Annotated in this window: 18 protein-coding genes; 9 read left to right on the forward strand and 9 right to left on the reverse strand. The window is 67.2% G+C overall.

What is annotated here, in order from left to right; translation table 11 throughout:
• Window positions 1-67: 67 nt before the first annotated feature.
• Window positions 68-964 carry a transporter gene (locus tag F3J14_RS08840; RefSeq protein WP_166722645.1) on the reverse strand — a complete coding sequence of 299 codons (897 nt, stop codon included), beginning with the start codon at window positions 962-964 and terminating at the stop codon, window positions 68-70.
• Between the two features lie 423 nt (window positions 965-1387).
• Between F3J14_RS08840 and nthA the strand changes: the two genes are divergently transcribed.
• Genes nthA through F3J14_RS08855 form a run of 3 tightly spaced genes read left to right on the forward strand, consistent with a single transcriptional unit; the run spans window position 1388 to window position 3935 of the window.
• A complete protein-coding gene (nthA, locus tag F3J14_RS08845; protein ID WP_166722646.1) occupies window positions 1388-1987 on the forward strand; it encodes a nitrile hydratase subunit alpha in 600 nt (199 codons plus the stop codon).
• Between the two features lie 44 nt (window positions 1988-2031).
• Window positions 2032-2685 (forward strand): nitrile hydratase subunit beta, encoded by a 654-nt coding sequence (gene nthB, locus F3J14_RS08850; protein WP_166722647.1) that lies wholly within the window; start codon window positions 2032-2034, stop codon window positions 2683-2685.
• Window positions 2682-3935: a GTP-binding protein gene (locus F3J14_RS08855; RefSeq protein WP_166722648.1), complete on the forward strand. Its 1254-nt coding sequence runs from the start codon at window positions 2682-2684 to the stop codon at window positions 3933-3935. The genes nthB and F3J14_RS08855 overlap by 4 nt, the downstream gene beginning before the upstream one ends.
• A gap of 104 nt (window positions 3936-4039) precedes the next feature.
• Here the strand turns inward: F3J14_RS08855 and F3J14_RS08860 are convergent, their stop codons facing one another.
• Window positions 4040-5344 (reverse strand): HipA domain-containing protein, encoded by a 1305-nt coding sequence (locus F3J14_RS08860; RefSeq protein WP_166722649.1) that lies wholly within the window; start codon window positions 5342-5344, stop codon window positions 4040-4042.
• Window positions 5334-5618, reverse strand: coding sequence for a helix-turn-helix transcriptional regulator (locus F3J14_RS08865; RefSeq protein ID WP_166722650.1), 285 nt, complete (start codon window positions 5616-5618; stop codon window positions 5334-5336). The genes F3J14_RS08860 and F3J14_RS08865 overlap by 11 nt, the downstream gene beginning before the upstream one ends.
• Before the next feature lie 306 nt (window positions 5619-5924).
• On the opposite strand from F3J14_RS08865, the gene F3J14_RS08870 reads away from it, so the two are divergent.
• Window positions 5925-6635: an MgtC/SapB family protein gene (locus F3J14_RS08870; RefSeq protein ID WP_166722651.1), complete on the forward strand. Its 711-nt coding sequence runs from the start codon at window positions 5925-5927 to the stop codon at window positions 6633-6635.
• Between the two features lie 56 nt (window positions 6636-6691).
• Here the strand turns inward: F3J14_RS08870 and F3J14_RS08875 are convergent, their stop codons facing one another.
• Window positions 6692-8908: an ATP-binding protein gene (locus tag F3J14_RS08875; RefSeq protein WP_166722652.1), complete on the reverse strand. Its 2217-nt coding sequence runs from the start codon at window positions 8906-8908 to the stop codon at window positions 6692-6694.
• 409 nt (window positions 8909-9317) lie between these two features.
• On the opposite strand from F3J14_RS08875, the gene F3J14_RS08880 reads away from it, so the two are divergent.
• From F3J14_RS08880 to F3J14_RS08895, 4 genes are all read left to right on the forward strand, one after another.
• Window positions 9318-10244, forward strand: a complete 927-nt coding sequence (locus F3J14_RS08880; protein WP_166722653.1) for a TauD/TfdA family dioxygenase — start codon at window positions 9318-9320, stop codon at window positions 10242-10244.
• A gap of 47 nt (window positions 10245-10291) precedes the next feature.
• The gene (locus F3J14_RS08885) at window positions 10292-11347 is read left to right on the forward strand and encodes an ABC transporter substrate-binding protein (protein WP_166722654.1); all 1056 of its coding nucleotides are present in this window, start codon (window positions 10292-10294) and stop codon (window positions 11345-11347) included.
• Between the two features lie 124 nt (window positions 11348-11471).
• Window positions 11472-12413 carry an ABC transporter ATP-binding protein gene (locus F3J14_RS08890; protein ID WP_348771971.1) on the forward strand — a complete coding sequence of 314 codons (942 nt, stop codon included), beginning with the start codon at window positions 11472-11474 and terminating at the stop codon, window positions 12411-12413.
• The gene (locus tag F3J14_RS08895) at window positions 12410-13297 is read left to right on the forward strand and encodes an ABC transporter permease (RefSeq protein ID WP_166722656.1); all 888 of its coding nucleotides are present in this window, start codon (window positions 12410-12412) and stop codon (window positions 13295-13297) included. The genes F3J14_RS08890 and F3J14_RS08895 overlap by 4 nt, the downstream gene beginning before the upstream one ends.
• Before the next feature lie 48 nt (window positions 13298-13345).
• Here F3J14_RS08895 and aroE read toward each other — a convergent pair whose 3' ends face one another.
• Genes aroE through F3J14_RS08920 form a run of 5 tightly spaced genes read right to left on the reverse strand, consistent with a single transcriptional unit; the run spans window position 13346 to window position 17199 of the window.
• Entirely contained in the window at window positions 13346-14179 is an 834-nt protein-coding gene (aroE, locus tag F3J14_RS08900; RefSeq protein ID WP_166722657.1) for a shikimate dehydrogenase, read from the reverse strand.
• The gene (locus F3J14_RS08905; RefSeq protein WP_166722658.1) at window positions 14176-15399 is read right to left on the reverse strand and encodes a CoA transferase; all 1224 of its coding nucleotides are present in this window, start codon (window positions 15397-15399) and stop codon (window positions 14176-14178) included. Before F3J14_RS08905 ends, aroE begins: the two co-directional genes overlap by 4 nt.
• Window positions 15399-15857, reverse strand: a complete 459-nt coding sequence (locus F3J14_RS08910) for a MaoC family dehydratase (RefSeq protein ID WP_166722659.1) — start codon at window positions 15855-15857, stop codon at window positions 15399-15401. The genes F3J14_RS08905 and F3J14_RS08910 overlap by 1 nt, the downstream gene beginning before the upstream one ends.
• Window positions 15858-15859: 2 nt before the next feature.
• Complete coding sequence (locus tag F3J14_RS08915) at window positions 15860-16252, reverse strand: VOC family protein (protein WP_166722660.1); 393 nt, start codon at window positions 16250-16252, stop codon at window positions 15860-15862.
• A complete protein-coding gene (locus F3J14_RS08920) occupies window positions 16249-17199 on the reverse strand; it encodes a 2-dehydropantoate 2-reductase (RefSeq protein WP_166722661.1) in 951 nt (316 codons plus the stop codon). The genes F3J14_RS08915 and F3J14_RS08920 overlap by 4 nt, the downstream gene beginning before the upstream one ends.
• A 95-nt stretch (window positions 17200-17294) precedes the next feature.
• On the opposite strand from F3J14_RS08920, the gene F3J14_RS08925 reads away from it, so the two are divergent.
• The gene (locus F3J14_RS08925) at window positions 17295-18215 is read left to right on the forward strand and encodes a LysR family transcriptional regulator (protein ID WP_034177017.1); all 921 of its coding nucleotides are present in this window, start codon (window positions 17295-17297) and stop codon (window positions 18213-18215) included.
• The last annotated feature ends 73 nt before the right edge of the window (window positions 18216-18288 follow it).

An 18288-nucleotide genomic window follows, 5' to 3' on the forward strand; every position in this document is an offset into this window, starting at 1 on the left:
CGACGAATCAACCGTCGGTAAAGTGAATCGATTTGCGCCGGAAGCAGAACCCGGCGCCGGCTCATCGTCAGAAGATGTGCGCGTAACGCAGGCCGACGAGCAGGCTGTTCTTCGGCCCGTTGCGCACGCTCAGGTCGGTGCCGAGCTGGATCTGTACCTGGTCGGCCTTCGTCACGAACTTCGACGCCGTCAGCCGCATCCGCGTCGTGCGCAGCGCGTCATGGCCGTCGACACCGTCGACGCTCGTTTCACCGCCCCAAAATTGCGTGATCCCTAAGCCGAGCGACGTGCCTGGATCAGGCATGTAGCGAACCATCGCCTGCGCGCTGTAGCTCATCCGCTGATGCAGCGTCGCACCGCTTGCGCCGTACGACGTGTTGTTGCCGTACCAGATCGCGTCGCCGACGAGGTCGAGCGCCCACTGCGCCGAGAAATGCTTCACGTACGCGGCCTGGAAGTCGAGCGACCAGCGGTTCGCGCCGAGATTCAGGCCGCGGTTCTGGTCGTAGCTTCCGGTCGGCGCATACAGGTAGACGGTCGCGGCGATCACGTCCTTCGCTTCGTTCAGGCGGAATTTCAGCGGCGCGGTCAGAATCACGTCGCCGACGCCGGTCGTGCTGCCGAGCGCGCTCGCATTGCCGAAGCCGCTCACGTGGCCGAACGGCAGCAGCACCTGTGGATCGATCGTCAGCCGGTCGGTAAGCTGGAATACGTGCAACAGGCGCGCGATGCCGATGTTCGACTGCAGGTCGAAATCCGACGTCTTGCTGCCGTTCGCGTAGTACGCATTCGTCGCCGAATAGTTGTAATACAGCACGCCGATCGTCGCGCCGGCCGGGTACTGCTCGTAGTCGCCCGGATCGACCTCGACCGCGCCCGCGTAATGCGACGCGACTACCAGCAGCGATGCGCCGATCCAGTGCGCGATTCGCTTCAGTTTCATTCTGTTGACGTTGTCCATCATGCCCCTTGCCTGGATGCGCAGATACCATCGCGTCCGATGTGCGACGAACGCGCGCCGTTGCCGGACGCCGGAGTCGTGGTGTGCTGCACGCTGTTATCCATCGGCGCATCGGGTGCGCCGACGATTCGCGACACCGAACCGCCGTCGCTTGAGGGTGAGAATAGGGAGGCAAAATCCGCGATTCTGTTTTCCGGCGGAACAAGAAATTGGCTGTGGCGGGCCTCTGCTGCCGATGCCATGCAGTCGCAACAAAGCGGGTGTCGGATCCGTCTCAGCACAGTTTCCGATCCGTGCCGGCAAAGAACCGCGCTTTTTCTCTTCTTACCCTAGTCGTCGAGCGTGACCGATACGACGTGTCCGCGCCCCGCCAGGGAAGCAGCGGCGTGGCGGCGGTCGACCCGAACCACCACGAGGAGCCCCACGATGAGCGCGAACTACTCTGCAGAAACAGCATCGACGCCCGGCGAACGCGCCTGGGCGCTGTTTCGCGTGATGAAAGAGAAGAACCTGATCCCGAACGGCTATATCGAAGGCCTGACGGAACTGATGTCGACGACCTGGGACCCGGCCAACGGCGCGCGGATCGTCGCGCGCGCGTGGACCGATCCGGGGTTTCGCGAGCTGCTGTTGAAGGACGGTACCGCTGCGTGTGCGCAGTTCGGCTACACCGGCCCGCAGGGCGAATACATCGTCGCGCTCGAAGATACGCCGACGCTGAAGAACGTGATCGTCTGCAGCCTGTGCTCGTGCACGAACTGGCCGGTGCTTGGGCTGCCGCCCGAGTGGTACAAGGGTTTCGAATACCGCGCGCGGCTCGTCCGCGAGGGGCGCACGGTGCTGCGCGAACTCGGTACCGACTTGCCCGACGACGTCGTCGTGAAGGTCTGGGACACGACGGCCGAAAGCCGCTACCTGGTGCTGCCAGTGCGTCCCGTCGGCACCGAGCACATGACCGAGGAACAACTGCGAACGCTTGTCACGAAGGACGTGCTGATCGGCGTCGCGCTACCGCGCGCGAGCTGATCCGCGCCGCATTCCCTTATCGACCTTCATTTCGGAGATCACAGATGGACGGCTTTCACGACCTCGGCGGATTCCAGGGCTTCGGCCGGGTGCCGCACACGATCAACAGCCTCGGCTACAAGCCGGTCTTCAAGGAAGACTGGGAACATCTCGCATACAGCTTGATGTTCGTCGGTGTCGATCAATTGAAAAAGTTCAGCGTCGACGAAGTGCGTCACGCGGTCGAACGGATCGACGTGCGCCAGCATGTCGGCACGCGCTACTACGAGCGCTACGTGATCGCGACCGCGACGCTGCTCGTCGAAACCGGCGTGCTGACGCAGGACGAACTCGACCGCGCGCTCGGTTCGCACTTCCGGCTCGCGAACCCGGCGCATTCCGTCGGCCGAGCGGCGCCTGTCGGCCCGATGCGGTTCGAGGTCGGCGATCGCGTCGTCGTGCGCGACGAATACGTGAGCGGACACATCCGGGCACCGGGCTACGTGCGAGGAAAGGCAGGCGTCGTGCTGCACCGGACGACCGAATCGTGGCCGTTCCCGGACGCGATCGGCCACGGCGACACCGGCGCCGCGCATCAGCCGACCTATCACGTCGAATTCCGCGTGAGGGATCTCTGGGGTGACGCCGCCGACGACGGTTATGTCGTGGCCGATCTGTTCGAAGGCTACCTGGATCGCGCGCCGGAGACGCGCGCATGAATGCGTTGGCGAATCAACCCGCGTTGGCCGGCCCACCGGCGCGGATTCCGGTGACGGTACTGTCCGGGTTCCTCGGCGCCGGGAAGACGACGCTGCTGAATTACATCCTGCGCAATCGCGCCGGCCTGAAGGTGGCCGTGATCGTCAACGACATGAGCGAAGTGAACGTCGACGCCGACGATGTGCGACGTAACGTCGAGCTGCATCGCGGCGTGGACGAGCTGGTGGAGATGAGCAACGGCTGCATCTGTTGCACGCTGCGCGCCGATCTGCTCGATCAGGTAAGCACGCTCGCGCGACAGCAGCGCTTCGATTACCTGCTGATCGAGTCGACTGGAATCTCGGAGCCTATGCCGGTCGCAGAAACGTTCGCGTTCCTCGATCGCGACGGCTTCAGCCTCAGCGAACTCGCGCGGCTCGATACGCTCGTCACGGTAGTCAACGGCGAGACGTTCGCGGACATGATCACGTCGAAAGAACTGGCCTCGAACGGAAGTGAAACCGGACAGCCACGCAAGCTGTCGGACCTGCTGATCGAACAGGTCGAGTATGCGAACGTCGTCCTCGTCAGCCGATTCGATCGGATCGGCGATGCGGGTTTCGACAGGCTGCGCGCGGTGCTCGCGTCGTTGAATCCATCCGCGCGGATTCTGCCGATGCGTGACGGAGAAATCGATCCGTCGGACGTGCTCGATACCCGGCGCTTTGATTTGCCGGCGCTCGTCGAATCCCCGGGATGGATGCGCCGCATGCAGGTCGACGAACGACCGTCGGAATCCGACACATACGGAATCGGATCGTGGGTCTATCGCGAACGTGCGCCGTTTCATCCGGCGCGCCTGCTCGCATGGCTGCAGCGGCCGTGGACCAACGGCCGGCTACTTCGCTGCAAAGGCTATGCGTGGGCTGCGCACCGCCATGAGGAGATCGGCATGCTCGTGCAGACGGGGGGCCGGTTCCAGTGGGGCTACGTCGGCCGCTGGTGGCGATTCGTGCCGCAGTCGGACTGGCCACGCGACGATTATCGCCGCGCCGGCGTGCTGGAAAAATGGGCGGAGCCGGTCGGCGATTGCCGGCAGGAAATCGTGTTCATCGGGCAGTCCATCGATCACGGACGGTTGCGGCGCGAACTCGATGCGTGCCTGCTGACGGTGGAAGAAATCGAGGCGGGACCGGAAGCGTGGGCGGAGTTTCCGCAAGCCGACGCGTTCGACTCACTCGCGGCGATCGAACATCCTCCGCTGCGCTGACGGGAGTCGACGCCTTCGCGGTGCGCCGCTGAGCGGGTGTCCCGGCGCGGGCGGCCCGCGGCGGAGCGCAGTGCCCGCCGGCGCGGTTTTCCGCCCATCCCGGTTCAATCGGGCTTCGGCCGAAGCGCGCGCCCCATCTCCGCGATCGGCATCGCGACGATCGAATTCAGCAACCGCATCTCCCCGGCGTCCGGCCGCGCGATCTCCCGCACTTCGTCGAGCGTCTGCGCGACGTGGCGATCGAGCGGCTCGAGAAAGCGCTGCAGCTCGCTGGCCGCCGCCTTGTCCCTGAGCCCGAGCGCCTGACCAAATGCGATCAAGGCATCCACATTGATATCGGCAAACCGCGTCGCGTTGCCGAGCGGCATCGTCAGTTCGCAGTGCGGCCAATGATCGCCGCGATAGTCGGGCCGGTGCGTCGGCGTGTGATACACGACCGTGCTGACGATGTCGTAGAACGGCGCGAGCCGGTAGCCGCGCGCGTCGACGAAGAACGACAGGTTCTTCAGATGCGCGTCGGCATTGCCGACCACCACGTTGAACACGGTCCAGCGGAACACCGACAGGCGCGCCAGCGCGCGCGTGCTGGTGCGGTCGATCGCGCGGGCAAGCTCCTGCGCATTCGCCCGCTGGTACTTGAAGCCGCGGTCGTAGTTGAGCAGCTGCATCGCGTCGATCGTATGCACGCGCCCGGCCGGCGCCGACGCGACGTCGCGGTCGAACCGGTCGATCACGTAGCACGCGGACGGCGCGCGCAGGAAGTGCACGTCGGGCACGTCGAGCCCCATCCTCCTCGCGAGCTTCATGCAGAAGAATTCGTTGATCGCCGAGTGCGGGTAGCCGGCCGCGCGCATATCCGGCTTGAGCAGGTGCATCGACGGCTCGCTGCCGACCGGCTCGTACAGCGTGTAGTCGGGCGCGTCGCCGCGCAGCACCAGCAGCAGCTTCTGCTGCGCGCCGGCCGCCGACATGCGCTTGGGCGCGGTGGCGGTCAGCGCGCGCTCGGGCATCGCCTGGATCCGGCGCTCGAGTTCGTCGAGCGCCAGCGGCTGCAGGCTGCCGGGCGCTTCCTGCTCGCCGTCGGCGAGCAGCGTCAGCGCGCCGGCCGATTCGCGCCCGAAGTACGCGAGCAGGCCCCATGCGTCGGCGGCATCGACCTTCGCCTCGCGGGCGAGCGACGTGCGCATGCCTTCCTCGGGCAGCAGGTTGTCGAAGAACCACTGGACGGGGCGATCGGTCGACGTGTCGGTGAAGGTGTCCGCGCGCAGCGCGAACGCCGGCGACAGCGGGTACGCGGCCGCGGACGCGAGCCACTGCGGGTCGTACGCGAACGACCAGACACCTTTGTCGTCGGTCAGCGTGCCCATGCGCACGCCGTTGGCGGAGGCGATCAGCGTTCTAGCCGCCATGGCTGCTCCTGCGGCGTTGCGCGGCCTTCAGCGCGGTGGCTTCCGAAATCTCGACCGACGACTCCGCGTACAGGCGCACGCCGAGTTCGCCGAGCAGCAGCATGACCTTGCCGATTTGCGCGGTCGGCTTTCCGGCTTCCACCTGGCTGATGAATTTCGGCGACAGCCCGGTTGCGTTCGCGAGTTCGTCGCGCGTGAACCCCTGCTGGAGCCGCGTCGCGCGAATGAGGTGGGCGAGCGCGCCGATCGTGTCGACGGGCTGGGACTCCGACATGACGTTCTCCATGCTTCGTATCTGATCGGGAACAGTATTGCACAACTCGCCGGCCCGGGCATCATTTCGTATCCGTTCAGGAACGAAGATGCGTTTACGGCAATCGGCACGTCATTTCGTACCCGATCGGAAACGGCGGGGCGTTCAATCGTCGCGCGACGGTGTGTCCGTATCCGATCGGATACGCAGAGGATGTGATTCGGCGTCGCACCGCACGCGCGAATGGGTCCGAACCTTGCGTCCCGTCAGCGTCGTCCGCGGTCGTACCGCGACGCATCTCGCATGACGATGTGCATGGAGGCGCGCATGGAGCCGATGCCGGTGGTACTTCACTGGAGCGAGGTCCTCGTCAGGATCGCGGTGGCGCTCGTCGCGGGCGGGCTGGTCGGCCTCGATCGCAGCGAATCCGGCAAGACGGCCGGGCTGCGCACGACGATCCTCGTCTGCCTCGCCGCATGCCTGTCGATGCTGGAGGTGAATGCGCTGCTGCTGCAGGCCGGCAAGCCGGAGGGCGCGTTTGCGACGATCGACCCGATGCGGCTGCCGCTCGGCATCCTGACCGGCATGGGTTTCATCGGCGGCGGCGCCATCCTGCATCGCGAGGGTCTCGTATCCGGCGTGACCACGGCAGCGACGCTGTGGTTCGTCACGGTCATCGGACTGTGCATCGGCGGCGGCCAGCTGTCGCTCGGCGCGCTCGGGCTCGTGCTCGCATTGCTCGTCGTGTGGCCGCTGCGGCTGGTCGAGCAACGCTTGCGCGGCGTCAGGAGTGCGCGGGTCACCGTCGAATACGAACTCGGCTCGACGGCGCGCGATCGGCTGACGACCCGGCTGCACGCCGCGGGATTCACGTGCCGCACGCGCGGCTTTCACGAAACGGTCGCGCGTGCGATGCGCGAGGAGGAACTGCTCGTGCAGTGGCGCGAGCCGGCCAACACCGATGTGATGCTGCCGCAATTGATCCGGACGCTGGAGTCGGCCGGCTTGACGTCGGTCCGCTGTTCATCGGAGAACTGAGCCGCGCGCCGCCGCGCGATCGTCGACGGGGCGCGTGTCCCGTACCCGTGCCGCGTTCAGCGTCCGGCTTCCGCGCCCGTACCCGTGCCCGTCGCCGTCCCCGTGCCGCCGTGCGCATCGCCGCTGGTCCGGGGCAGGCTCATCGCGAGATGCAGCGCGGCTGGATCGACCGGCTTCACGAAATGCTGCAGGAACCCGGTGGCCAGACAACGTTCGCGATCCGCGTTGCGGCCATAACCAGTCAGCGCGAGGAAGATGCACGTCGTGACTTCGTTGATCGCCTTCAGCCGTCGCAGCAGCTCGTAGCCGTCCATCACCGGCAGCCCGATATCGAGGATCGCGACGTCGGGACGGTACGCGCGGTAGGCGGCCAGCGCGGTCACCGGGTCGTGCACGACGGCGACTTCGTGGCCGGCGTCGCGCAGCCATTGCGCGAGCGTCGACGCGGCATCCTCGTTGTCGTCGACCAGCATCACGCGCCGGCCGGTGGTGCCCGGCGCCATCTCGCGGATGCCCGGCGGCGGCTGCGGCGCGACCACTGCCACGGCTTTCGGCCGGTATTCGGGCAGCGCGATCGTAAACGTGCTGCCGCAGCCGGGGCCGGCGCTGTCCGCGCGCACCGTGCCGCCATGCAGGTTCACGAGGCTGCGCACGAGCGCGAGGCCGATGCCGAGGCCGCCGTGCGCCTGCTTCGTTTCGCCGTCGAGCCGGTAGAACGGCTCGAAGATGCTGTCGAGACGGTCGGGCGGAATGCCGGCGCCGTTGTCGCAGACCTCGATGATCGCGGCGCCGTCCGCGCCGTGCGTGGCGCGCACGGTGATGTCGCCGCCCGGCATCGTGTATTTCGCCGCGTTGGTCAGCAGGTTCGCGACCACCTGCGACAGCCGTACCGGGTCGCCATGGCAGCGCGCGTCGGGATCGGCGTGGACATGCAGGCGGTGACGGCGCTGCTCGAGCAGCGGGCTCGCGACCTCGACCGCGCGGTCGACGATGTCCGCGAGCCGCAAGGCTTCCTTCTTCAGCGTGATCTTGCCGCGCGTGATGCGCGACACGTCGAGCAGGTCGTCGATCAGCCGGACCATGTGATCGAGCTGCCGCTGGATGATCGCGATCTCGTTCGGCGTCGCCTGGCCGTCGCGGTTGCGGATCAGCTCGAGCGCGAGCGAGATCGGCGTCAGCGGATTGCGCAGCTCGTGGCCGAGCACCGCGAGAAACTGGTCCTTCGCCTGGTTCGCGTCACGCAGTTCGCCCAGCAGCCGGTCGCGCTCGGCGTTCGCGGCGACGAGCTTCTCGCGCGCGGCGACGTGCTCGGTCACCTCGACCGCGCTGACGATCACGCCGAGCCCGTCCGCGAGCGGCTGCGGATTGAAATGCAGTCGGTACACGCGGGCGCCGCCGTCCGGTTCGGGGCGGTCGTGGTGCTCGCCGATCGTCGTCGAGCAGCCTTGCTCGCGGGCGGTTTCAAGCGCCTGCACGATCGCGGGCGTATCGCCGCCGGGCAGCACCGACGTCAGCGGCTGGTCGACGATGTCGGTCCGGCCGCACAGCTCGGAGAAACGGTGATTCGCGAGCACGATCCGGTGCGCCGGGCCCGACAGCAGCGCGATCGGCAACGGCGCATGCATCAGGACGCCGTTGCGTTGCTGTTCGGCGTCCTCGCGGCGGCGGATCTCGTCGCTCAGCGCGCGCGAGCGTTGCTGCGACAGCGCCAGCGTCAGGTGCAGCTCGTTTTCGTCGTTGCGCAGCGACGCGGCGGGCAGGATGCGGCGGTGGAGCGAGCACACGTGGCGAAACATCTCCGACTGCTCGGCGCTCGGAAACGCGTCATGCGAATAGCCGCAATAAAGCGAGAAGCGGTACCGCGCGATCAGTTCGTCCCATAACGCTTCGAGTCGCAGGGCCCCGACGTACCGGTCCTGCGCGCACAGCAGCGAGACCATTTCTCCGAACGCATGCACGGGCCGGCCGGCGCGGACCGCGGCTTCGACGATCGTGCCGATCGAGCGGCGAAAGCGCACCGGGTCGGGCAGGTCGCCGTCCATGAAGCTGTCGAGCAGTGCCTGCGCGCTCGACATGAAGAGCCGGTCGCGGGCCGCGTTGCCGATTGCCGCGCCGAGCGCATCCAGGTGTTCGTGCACCGCGGCGAGCCGGTCGGACCGCGCGATCACGATCGCGCTGCCGCCCTCGCGCAGCGCGTCGGCCGCGAACGACGCGACCTCCGACACGAGCTGCTCGTCGGATTCGTAGAACTGGACGAAATGATCGGCCCGCATCAGGGCCGATTCCAGCAGGGGAGAGTCAGGTGTCATAGCTCACGACCAGGCGATGCCGGTTGCGGCCGGCGTCCCACCGCCGTCGCCGTTGCCATATTCGGGCGGATGTGAGCAAGCTGCGTGCCGCTTACCCAACACAGGCCCGGCGGCCTTGCGGCACGGGCCACGGTGCCCGCAGATGGTGCCGGACGATGCCGCTTTTGTAAATTCTGCAGAAACGACGCGCGCAAGATTGCATCGGCGCAACCGCGGTCGGACCGAGGTACGCGATCCGGCGTGCTGCCCACAGCCCCGCCGCCCGAGCAGCGATCCTTATCGCCGCAGCAGATAAACGTATCGGAATCGCTTCGTTGACGCCGTCCGGCACGCGCTCGTAGATTCGCATTTTTACCGAATCAGGGGCTGTACCGTGACGACTCCCGCCATCCGCGCCGCATCGACGTCCGCCGGCCATCGGGCCGCCTTGCCGACGGAAGCCGGTGCGCAGCGATTCGACATCGTCCCGTTCGATGCGCCGCTCGGCGCCGAAGTCGTCGGCATCGATCTGTCGCAACCGCTCGGTGCCGCCGATTTCGCGCGCGTCCATCGCGCGCATCTCGACCGTCACGTGCTGGTGTTTCGCGACCAACGCATCACGCCGGACGAACACGTCGCGTTCAGCCGCCGCTTCGGCCCGCTGCAGATCCATGTGCTGCACCAGTTCGCGCTGGCCGCGCATCCGGAAGTGCTGATCGTGTCGAACATCGTCGAGAACGGCAGGCCGATCGGGCTCGGCGATGCCGGCCATTTCTGGCACTCCGACCTGTCGTACAAGGAAAAACCGAGCCTCGGCTCGCTGCTGCATGCGCAGGAGCTGCCGGCCGAGGGCGGCGACACGCTGTTCGCGAACATGCATCTCGCGTGGGATACGCTGCCCGCGCACCTGCGTCGCGCGGTCGAAGGACGGCGTGCCGAGCATACGTATCTGGCGCGCTATGCCGAGCTGCAGGCGCGCAGCCCGTGGCGGCCGAACCTGTCGGCCGAGCAGATCGCGCAAGTCGAGGCGGTGGTGCATCCGGTTGTGCGCACGCATCCGGAAACGGGCCGCAAGGCGTTGTTCGTCAGCGAACATTTCACGACGCGCATCGTCGATCTGCCAGAAGACGAAAGCCGCGCGCTGCTCGACGAACTGTTCGCGCACAGCGTGCGTGCCGACCATCTGTATCGGCACCACTGGCGCGCGCACGACCTCGTGTTCTGGGACAACCGCTCGCTGATGCATCTCGCGGCCGGCACGCCCGACCATCTGCGCCGCAAGCTGTACCGCACGACGATCGAAGGCGACGCACCGTTCTGAGCGTCACGCGTCTTCGTCCCGCTGTCCCCATCCTGACTGGAGTTCCGATGTCGTTTCTGCTTTCGCCGGCACTGCGCCGCACGACCCTGTCCGCGCGCCGCGCGCTGGCCGCCACGCTCACCGCCGCGCTGGCATTCGCCGCCGCCGGCACGCCGCAAGCCGCGCACGCGGAAGGCCAAATCCGCATCGCCGAGCAGTTCGGCGTCGTCTATCTGATGCTGAACGTCGCGCGCGACCAGCAACTGATCGAGAAGGAAGGGCGCAAGGCCGGCATCGACATCAAGGTCGACTGGGTGCGGCTCTCGGGCGGGGCGGCCGTCAACGACGCGCTGCTGTCGGGCGCGGTCGATATCGCCGGCGCAGGCGTCGGGCCGCTCCTGACCGTGTGGGATCGCACGCGCGGCCGGCAGAACGTGAAGGGCGTCGCGTCGCTCGGCAATTTTCCGTATTACCTCGTCAGCAGCAACCCGAACGTGAAGACGATCGCCGACCTGGGCGCGAAGGACCGCATCGCGGTGCCGGCCGTCGGCGTGTCGGTGCAGTCGCGCGTGCTGCAGTACGCGGCCGCGAAGCAGTGGGGCGACAAGCAGTTCGACAAGCTCGATCCGCTGACCCAGGCGATCCCGCATCCCGATGCGACGGCCGCGATCCTCGCGAACAGCAACGTGATTACCGGCCACTTCGGCAATCCGCCGTTCCAGGAGCAGGAACTCGCGGGCAATCCGAACGCGCACATCGTGCTGAATTCCTACGACGTGCTCGGCGGCCCGAGTTCCGCGACGGTGCTGTACGCGACCGGGAAATTCCGCGACGACAACCCGAAGACGTACCGCGCGTTCGTCGCCGCGCTCGCTGATGCGGCCCGCCAGATCGCCGCCGATCCCGAGCGCGCGGCCGACACCTATATCCGCGTGAACGGGTCGAAGATCGATCGCGCATTGCTGCTGAAGATCCTGCGCAATCCGCAGGTGCAGTTCAAGACGGCCCCGCAGAACACGCTGAAGCTCGCGCAGTTCATGTATCGCACGGGTGCGATCCGCAACGAGCCGAAGTCGTGGCGCGACTACTTCTTCGACGATCCGGCGACGGCCGGCGGCAGTTGAGCGACGGCGTTGCGACGTCGCGATCGACGCTTATGCGTCGACGCGGTTTCGATATGCGCAATCGTTGGTTGGGTCGCGCGCCGCGCCGCCGTATGTTGATGCTTTCCCGCCAAGAGTTTCGATCGTGAACGCCACTTCTCCCCGAATCGGCTTGCCGCCGTATGCGGCGCGCGGCGCGGCTGCGCCGGCCGTCCATCCCGCCACCGACGCACGCGCCACGAGCCGGCCCGCGCTGCAGCCCGCACCGGCAGGCGCGCACAGCGAGCGCCTGCTCGCGATCGATCGCGTGAGCCTCGAATACCGGAGCGGTGCGCGGATCGTCCGCGCGACCCATCAGGTCAGCTTCGACGTGTACGGCAGCGACCGTTTCGTGCTGCTGGGCCCGTCGGGGTGCGGCAAGTCCACGTTGCTGAAGGCGATCGCCGGCTTCATCGAACCCGTGTCGGGTTCGATCGCGCTCGATGGCCGGCCCGTGCACGGGCCAGGCCCCGACCGCATCGTCGTGTTCCAGGAGTTCGATCAGTTGCCGCCGTGGAAGACGGTCGTCGAGAACGTCGCGTTTCCGTTGCGCGCGGCCGCGAAGCTGTCGCGCGCCGAAGCACGCGAGCGTGCGCTGCACTATCTCGACAAGGTCGGGCTCGGCGCGTTCGCCGATGCGTATCCGCATACGCTGTCCGGCGGGATGAAGCAGCGCGTCGCGATCGCGCGTGCGCTGGCGATGCAGCCGCGCGTGCTGCTGATGGACGAACCGTTCGCCGCGCTCGACGCGCTCACGCGCCGCAAGATGCAGGAAGAGCTGCTGCGCCTGTGGGACGAATTCCGCTTCACGCTGCTGTTCGTCACGCATTCGATCGAGGAGGCGCTCGTCGTCGGCAACCGGATCCTGCTGCTGTCGCCGCATCCGGGCCGCGTGCGCGCGGAGCTCAACAGCCACGACTATTCGCTCGACAGCGTCGGCAGCGGCGATTTCCGCGACAGCGTCGCGCGGATTCATCATCTGCTGTTCGACACCGACGTGGCGAACGAAACGCATGCCGCATCGACTACGGAGGCCACGGCATCATGAGCACGATCGATCCGGCGCTGCCGCCGCTGCCGCCCGTTCGCGCCGAATACGTGCGCACGCTCGACACGCCGCCCGACGCCGAACGTGCGGCACCCGCGCCGCTGGTGCGCCGCATCGCCGGTGCGAGCGCGTTTCGGCGCGGCGTCATCGCGCTCGTGCTGATCGCCGCGTGGGAAATCGTCGCGCGCATCGTCGCGAACGATCTGCTCGTGCCGACCGTCGGCGCGACGCTGGCCGCGTTCGTGCAAGGCATCGTGTCGGGCGAACTGCTCGTGAAGACGGGTATCTCGATGTCGGTGCTGCTGCGCGGCTATGCACTCGGCGTGGTGTTCGCGTTCGTGCTGACGTCGCTCGCGGTGTCCACGCGCATCGGCCGTGACGTGCTGACGATGCTCACGGCGATGTTCAATCCGCTGCCGTCGATCGCGTTGCTGCCGATCGCGCTGCTGTGGTTCGGGCTCGGCACCGGCAGCCTGCTGTTCGTGCTCGTGCACGCGGTGCTGTGGCCGCTCGCGCTCAGCATGTACACGGGTTTCGCCGGCGTGCCGGCCACGCTGAAGATGGCCGGGCGCAATTACGGCCTCACCGGCCCGCGGCAGATCGCGCTGATCCTGGTGCCTGCCGCGCTGCCGTCGATCCTGTCGGGGCTGCGCGTGGGCTGGGCATTCGCGTGGCGCACGCTGATCGCGGCGGAACTCGTGTTTGGCGCGAGCGCCGGGCAGGGCGGGCTCGGCTGGTACATCTTCCAGAACCGCAACGAGCTGTACACCGACCGCGTGTTCGCCGGCCTCGCGGCCGTCATCGTGATCGGGCTGCTGGTCGAGCACCTCGTGTTCGATACGCTCGAGCGCGTGACGGTGCGCCGCTGGGGCATCCAGCACTGACCGCATTGATCGGCACGCGAGCGCACGCGCTGCGCTCGCGCAACGCATTCAGTCGAGCGGGACCGTGAGTCGTTCGATCACGGTGGCCGTCTCGGGACGCACGCCGCGCCACCAGGCGAACGCTTCCGCTGCCTGCTCGACCAGCATGCCGACGCCGTCCGCGACGCGGCGCACGCCGGCATTGCGTGCCAGCCGGAGAAAGGGCGTCAGCCGCTTGCCGTAAGCAAGCTCGTACGCAGCCCCGGTCGGGCTGAACACGCCCGGCGGGACGGGCGGCAAATCGCCGGCGAGGCTCGCGGACGTGGCGTTGACCACCAGATCGAAACGTCCCATCGCGACGAGATCGGCATAGCCGCACGCCGCCAGCGGCCCGCGTCCGGCGACCTGCCCGGACAGTGCGCGCGCTTTCTCGACGTCGCGATTCGCGATCACCATCTCGGCCGGCCCGGCCGCGAGGAAGGGCAGCAGGGCACCGCGCGCCGCGCCCCCCGCGCCGAGCATCAGCACGCGTTTGCCGGCCATCGGCAGGCCGAGATTGATTTCGATATCGCGCACGAGCCCGATGCCGTCGAAGTTGTCGGCCAGGATGCGTCCGCCTTCGAACTTGAGCGCATTGGCCGCGCCGGCGAGCGAGGCGCGCTCGCTGCGTTCGTCCGACATCGCGAACGCCTGGAGCTTGAACGGGGCGGTGATGTTGATGCCTTTGCCGCCGCTCGCGGCGAATGCCCGCACCACGTCGACGAACGCGCCTTCCGGCTCGAGCGGCCCTTCGATGGCCGAGTAGTGCATGTCCTGCCGCGTCGCTTCCGCGAAGATGCCGTGGATCAGCGGAGATTTCGTGTGTCCGATCGGGTTGCCGATCACCGCGTACTGGTCAGTCATCGTTGGCTCGCTTTTGAATAGAGAACACCATCGGCCTGCATTGCCTCGATTTCAGCGGGCTCGAACCCGAGCGAACGGGCGACGTCCGCGTTGTGCTGCCCGAGATCGGGCGCGACGTCGCGAATCGTCGTATCGCAATCCGAGAACCGGAACGGCAGATTCGGCAGGCGCAGCGTGCCGTAGCGCGGGTGCTCCTGCTCGACGACCATGCCGCGGGCCTGGATCTGCGGATCCGCCAGTACCTCGTCGATGCGTTGTACCTTCGCGCACGGCACGTCGATGCGATCGAGCAGGTCGAGCACCGACGCGACGGACTGGGCGGCCACCCACGGCTCGACGACCGACAGGATCTCGACGCGGTGCGCGTTGCGTCCGACACTGTCGTGAAATCGCGTGTCGGCGCCGAAGCCGGCCGGTCCGCCATGCGCTTCGATCAGGGCGGCGAAGCGCTTCCATGCGTCGTCGACCTGCGCGGCGATCACGAGATCGCCGTCCGCCGCGCGAAATACGCCGTAGAGCGTCGAAGTCGGCATGTCGTGCCCGGTCTGCTCGGGCAGCACGCCTTGCAGCGTGTAGCACTGGACCGCGTATTCGTGCATGGACACCAGCGTGTCGTACAGCGCCATGTCGATATGCTGCCCGCGGCCGCTCTTCACGCGCCCCAACAGCGCGGCGTTGATGGCCGCGACCGCGTGAATGCCGGTGTACATGTCGCCGAGCGATATCCGCAGCAGCGGCGGCCGCTCGCCCGGTGTGCCGACCATCTGCATGATGCCGCTCTTGGCCTCGGCGATCAGCCCGAAGCCCGCGCGATGCGCATCGGGACCGGTATGTCCGTAGGCCGAGATCGAGCAATAGACGAGTGCCGGATTGCGGGCCGACAACTCGGCATAACCCAGCCCCAGCTTGTCCAGCGCGCCTGGCCGGTAATTCTCGATGAACACGTCCGCGGAGTCGCACAGCCGCTGCATGAATGCCTTGCCGCGCGCGTCCTTCATGTTCACGCTGACGCCGCGCTTGCCCATGTTGAGCTGCAGGAAATAGCCGCTTTGCTGATCGTCGAGTACCGTCGCGTGCTGGCGGCCGGCGTCGCCGGTGCCGGGGCGTTCGACCTTGATCACCTCGGCGCCGAGCGCCGCGAGGCAGCGCCCGACATAGGGGCCGGCCAGGAAATGGCTGTAGTCGACGACGCGAATACCTTCGAGAGGGCGGGCCTGCATCAGAACGCTCCCGGCCGACGCGGCACCATCAGCCGATGCTCGCCGCGCTGGACGACCTGGCCGTCCTGGTTGATCAGCTCCGACGGCAGCACGACGATGCCCCAGCCCGGGCGGCTCTTGCTCGCCCGCATCGAGCCGACGCGGAACGTCACGTGCAGCACGTCGTTCACCTTGATCGGCAGCAGGAAGTCCCAGGTCCAGCCGAGCGACATGCCCGGCACGAAACGATATTCGCTCTGCGTCTTGAGGCCGTCGGCGATCGACAGCCCGAACAGCCCGTGCGCGACGAGGCAGCCGAAGTGGCTCGCGTTCGCGTACGCCTCGTCGACGTGCACCGGCGTGTGGTCGCCGGTGAGATCGGCGTAAGCGAGGATGCGCGCTTGGGTGACCGTGTAACTCGGACTCGTGCATGCGTCGCCCTCGCGGGCATCGTCCCAGTATTTTTCGACGATCGTCATGGTCATGCCTCCGTCCGCGGGTTGATCGCCAGCGCCTGCGCGACACTGGAGGCGGGCGTTGCCTGAATGAGCTCGACGACCAGGCCGTCCGGCAAGCGCAGCCAGTTCCGCCCCTGCGGCATGTCGGTCACGCCGTACGCTTGCGCCGCGGCCAGCGCGGCTTCCAGGTCCTCGCACATCACGCCCAGATGACCGAGCCGGCCCTCGGGGCCGTCCCAGCCCGGCGCATGGATGAACTGCAGGCCGCCGAGCGTCCAGTACTGCCGCGGCGCATCGACGGTGCCGTCCACCTCGCGCATCGTCATGCCGAGCACGTCCTCGAAGAAGCGGATGTGCCAATGGATGTCCTTCACCCAGATGGCGACGTGCTCCAGATAAGCTTTCGTGGCGCTCATGCGACCACCTCCTTCGCTTGACGATCGGTCATCGCGCGCTCGATTCCCTTGATGCACGCAACCAGCGTCGTGTTGACCGGCGTGGGCACGCCGTACCGCTGCCCCCAGCGCACGACCGATCCGTTGATGAAGTCGATTTCCGTCATCGCCCCTCTCTCCAGGCTTTGCAGCATTGATGTCTTGAACGTGGCGGACAGGCCCTCCGCGGCAAGCGTCCATGCCTGCTCGGGGTCCGTCATCGACAGCCTGACGCCGGCTGCTTGCGCAACCCCGATCGCCTCGGCGACGGCCGCGAGCGACGTGGACTTCAGCAGCGGCTCGCCGTAGAGCTGCCCGTAGGTCAGGCCGGTGATGCCGGTGAGCGCGCCCGTGGCGACGTTGACCAGCAGCTTGTCCCACATCGTGCCGACGATGTTGTCGCTGACGGTTGTCGCAAGGCCCGCGGCGTTGAATGCATCGGCGATCGCCTGGAGGCGGGGCGTGATGCGGCCGTCGAGTTCGCCGATGAAGGTGAGCTTTCCAGCCACGCCCGATTCGATATGAGCGTCGCCGCGCCGCACGCCGCCGACGTAGGTTTTGCCCGCGAGCACGCGCTCGCGGCCGACGATGCCGGCGAGGATGTCCTCGTGCCCGAGGCCGTTCTGCAGCGACAGCACGAGCGTATCGGGCCCGATCAGCCCCTGCGCGCCGCGCATGGCCGCGTCGGTGTGGAATGACTTGACCAGCACGATCACCAGATCCGCTACGCCGACGTCATCCGCCTGCGTCGTCGCACGGACGCGGACGCGTCGGGATCCGCTTGTATCGTCGACCTGGAGGCCGTCGCGGCACATCGCGCCGACGTGCGACGGCGAGCGGGCGATCAGCCAGGTCTCGTGGCCGCCTTCGGTCAGGGCGGCGCCAATCGCGCAGCCCAGCGCGCCGGCGCCCAGCATTGCAATCTTCATGGGTTTCTCCGATGTCATGCAGGGTTGACGTATCGCTGCACGATAGAAGTTGCCCGTCATGCTGACAATGCAATGACTACAATGACGTTATTGCGATGGACAATAATGCGATGATTCCGACCGATCTTCCCGACCTGAAGCTGCTGCAGCTTTTCGATCTGCTGTACGACGCGCGCAGCGTCACCCGCGTGGCCGAGCAACTTGGACAAAGCCAGCCGACCGTCAGCATCTGGCTCGGGCGCTTGCGGGAACACCTTCACGATCCGCTGTTCATTCGAACGCCCGGCGGTATGGCGCCGACGCCGCAGGCCGACGCGCTCATCGGCCCGTGCCGGGAAATCCTCGAATCGTTGCGGCGCTTCGCGGCCTGGGAGATCGCGTTCGACCCGGCGACTGCCCAGCGCCGGTTTCGCATCTGCATGACCGATGCGAGCCATGTCACGCTGCTGCCGCGGCTTCTCGCACACGTTCGCGCGCAGGCGCCGGGCGTCCGGCTGGAGGCGGCGAGGATCGACGGCAACACGGAACGGGCGCTCGAGTCGGGCGAAGCCGATCTCGCGATCGGCTATGTGCCGTGGCTCGGCGGGGGCATCTACCAGCAGAAACTGTACGACCAGGACTGGGTGTGCCTGGCCAATCGCCATCACCCGAGGATTCGCGGTCGCCTCGGCGTGAAACAGTATCGGTCGGAGGGCCATGTGGCCATTACGGCCGGAACGGGCGCACAGCTTCTCGACCAGGCGCTGATGCGGGAGCGCATCGAGCGTCAGGTCGTGCTGGGGCTGCCGGGGTTTCTGGGTTTGGGCGCGATCATCCAGAGCACGGACCTGATCACGACGCTGCCGCGCCATATCGGCGAGACGCTGGCCCAGGCCAATGACCTGACGGTGCATGCCTGTCCGATCGAGGTCGAAGGCTTTGCGGTCCGACAGCACTGGCACTCGCGATATCACCATGAAGCAGGCAATCGCTGGCTGCGCGGCGTCGTGGTTCAGTTGTTTGCGAACGCGCGTTGAGTGGGGTGCCGCGCTCTCGGTTGTCGTCGCTCGTGGCGCCGGGGGCGTGGTCGCGATTCGCCGGCATTGCCTC

It is taken from the genome of Burkholderia sp. Tr-862 (assembly GCF_011753085.1).
GTDB classification, from domain to species: domain Bacteria; phylum Pseudomonadota; class Gammaproteobacteria; order Burkholderiales; family Burkholderiaceae; genus Burkholderia; species Burkholderia ambifaria.

Coding starts and splice junctions, on each gene's coding strand:
- F3J14_RS08885 (WP_166722654.1), top strand. CDS start 10,292: ATGTCGTTTCTGCTTTCGCCGGCACTGCGCCGCACGACCCTGTCCGCG.
- F3J14_RS08860 (WP_166722649.1), bottom strand. CDS start 5,344: ATGGCGGCTAGAACGCTGATCGCCTCCGCCAACGGCGTGCGCATGGGC.
- F3J14_RS08855 (WP_166722648.1), top strand. CDS start 2,682: ATGAATGCGTTGGCGAATCAACCCGCGTTGGCCGGCCCACCGGCGCGG.
- nthB (WP_166722647.1), top strand. CDS start 2,032: ATGGACGGCTTTCACGACCTCGGCGGATTCCAGGGCTTCGGCCGGGTG.
- F3J14_RS08870 (WP_166722651.1), top strand. CDS start 5,925: ATGGAGCCGATGCCGGTGGTACTTCACTGGAGCGAGGTCCTCGTCAGG.
- F3J14_RS08920 (WP_166722661.1), bottom strand. CDS start 17,199: ATGAAGATTGCAATGCTGGGCGCCGGCGCGCTGGGCTGCGCGATTGGC.
- F3J14_RS08915 (WP_166722660.1), bottom strand. CDS start 16,252: ATGAGCGCCACGAAAGCTTATCTGGAGCACGTCGCCATCTGGGTGAAG.
- F3J14_RS08895 (WP_166722656.1), top strand. CDS start 12,410: ATGAGCACGATCGATCCGGCGCTGCCGCCGCTGCCGCCCGTTCGCGCC.
- nthA (WP_166722646.1), top strand. CDS start 1,388: ATGAGCGCGAACTACTCTGCAGAAACAGCATCGACGCCCGGCGAACGC.
- F3J14_RS08910 (WP_166722659.1), bottom strand. CDS start 15,857: ATGACGATCGTCGAAAAATACTGGGACGATGCCCGCGAGGGCGACGCA.
- F3J14_RS08840 (WP_166722645.1), bottom strand. CDS start 964: ATGATGGACAACGTCAACAGAATGAAACTGAAGCGAATCGCGCACTGG.
- F3J14_RS08865 (WP_166722650.1), bottom strand. CDS start 5,618: ATGTCGGAGTCCCAGCCCGTCGACACGATCGGCGCGCTCGCCCACCTC.
- F3J14_RS08925 (WP_034177017.1), top strand. CDS start 17,295: ATGGACAATAATGCGATGATTCCGACCGATCTTCCCGACCTGAAGCTG.
- F3J14_RS08905 (WP_166722658.1), bottom strand. CDS start 15,399: ATGCAGGCCCGCCCTCTCGAAGGTATTCGCGTCGTCGACTACAGCCAT.
- F3J14_RS08875 (WP_166722652.1), bottom strand. CDS start 8,908: ATGCGGGCCGATCATTTCGTCCAGTTCTACGAATCCGACGAGCAGCTC.
- aroE (WP_166722657.1), bottom strand. CDS start 14,179: ATGACTGACCAGTACGCGGTGATCGGCAACCCGATCGGACACACGAAA.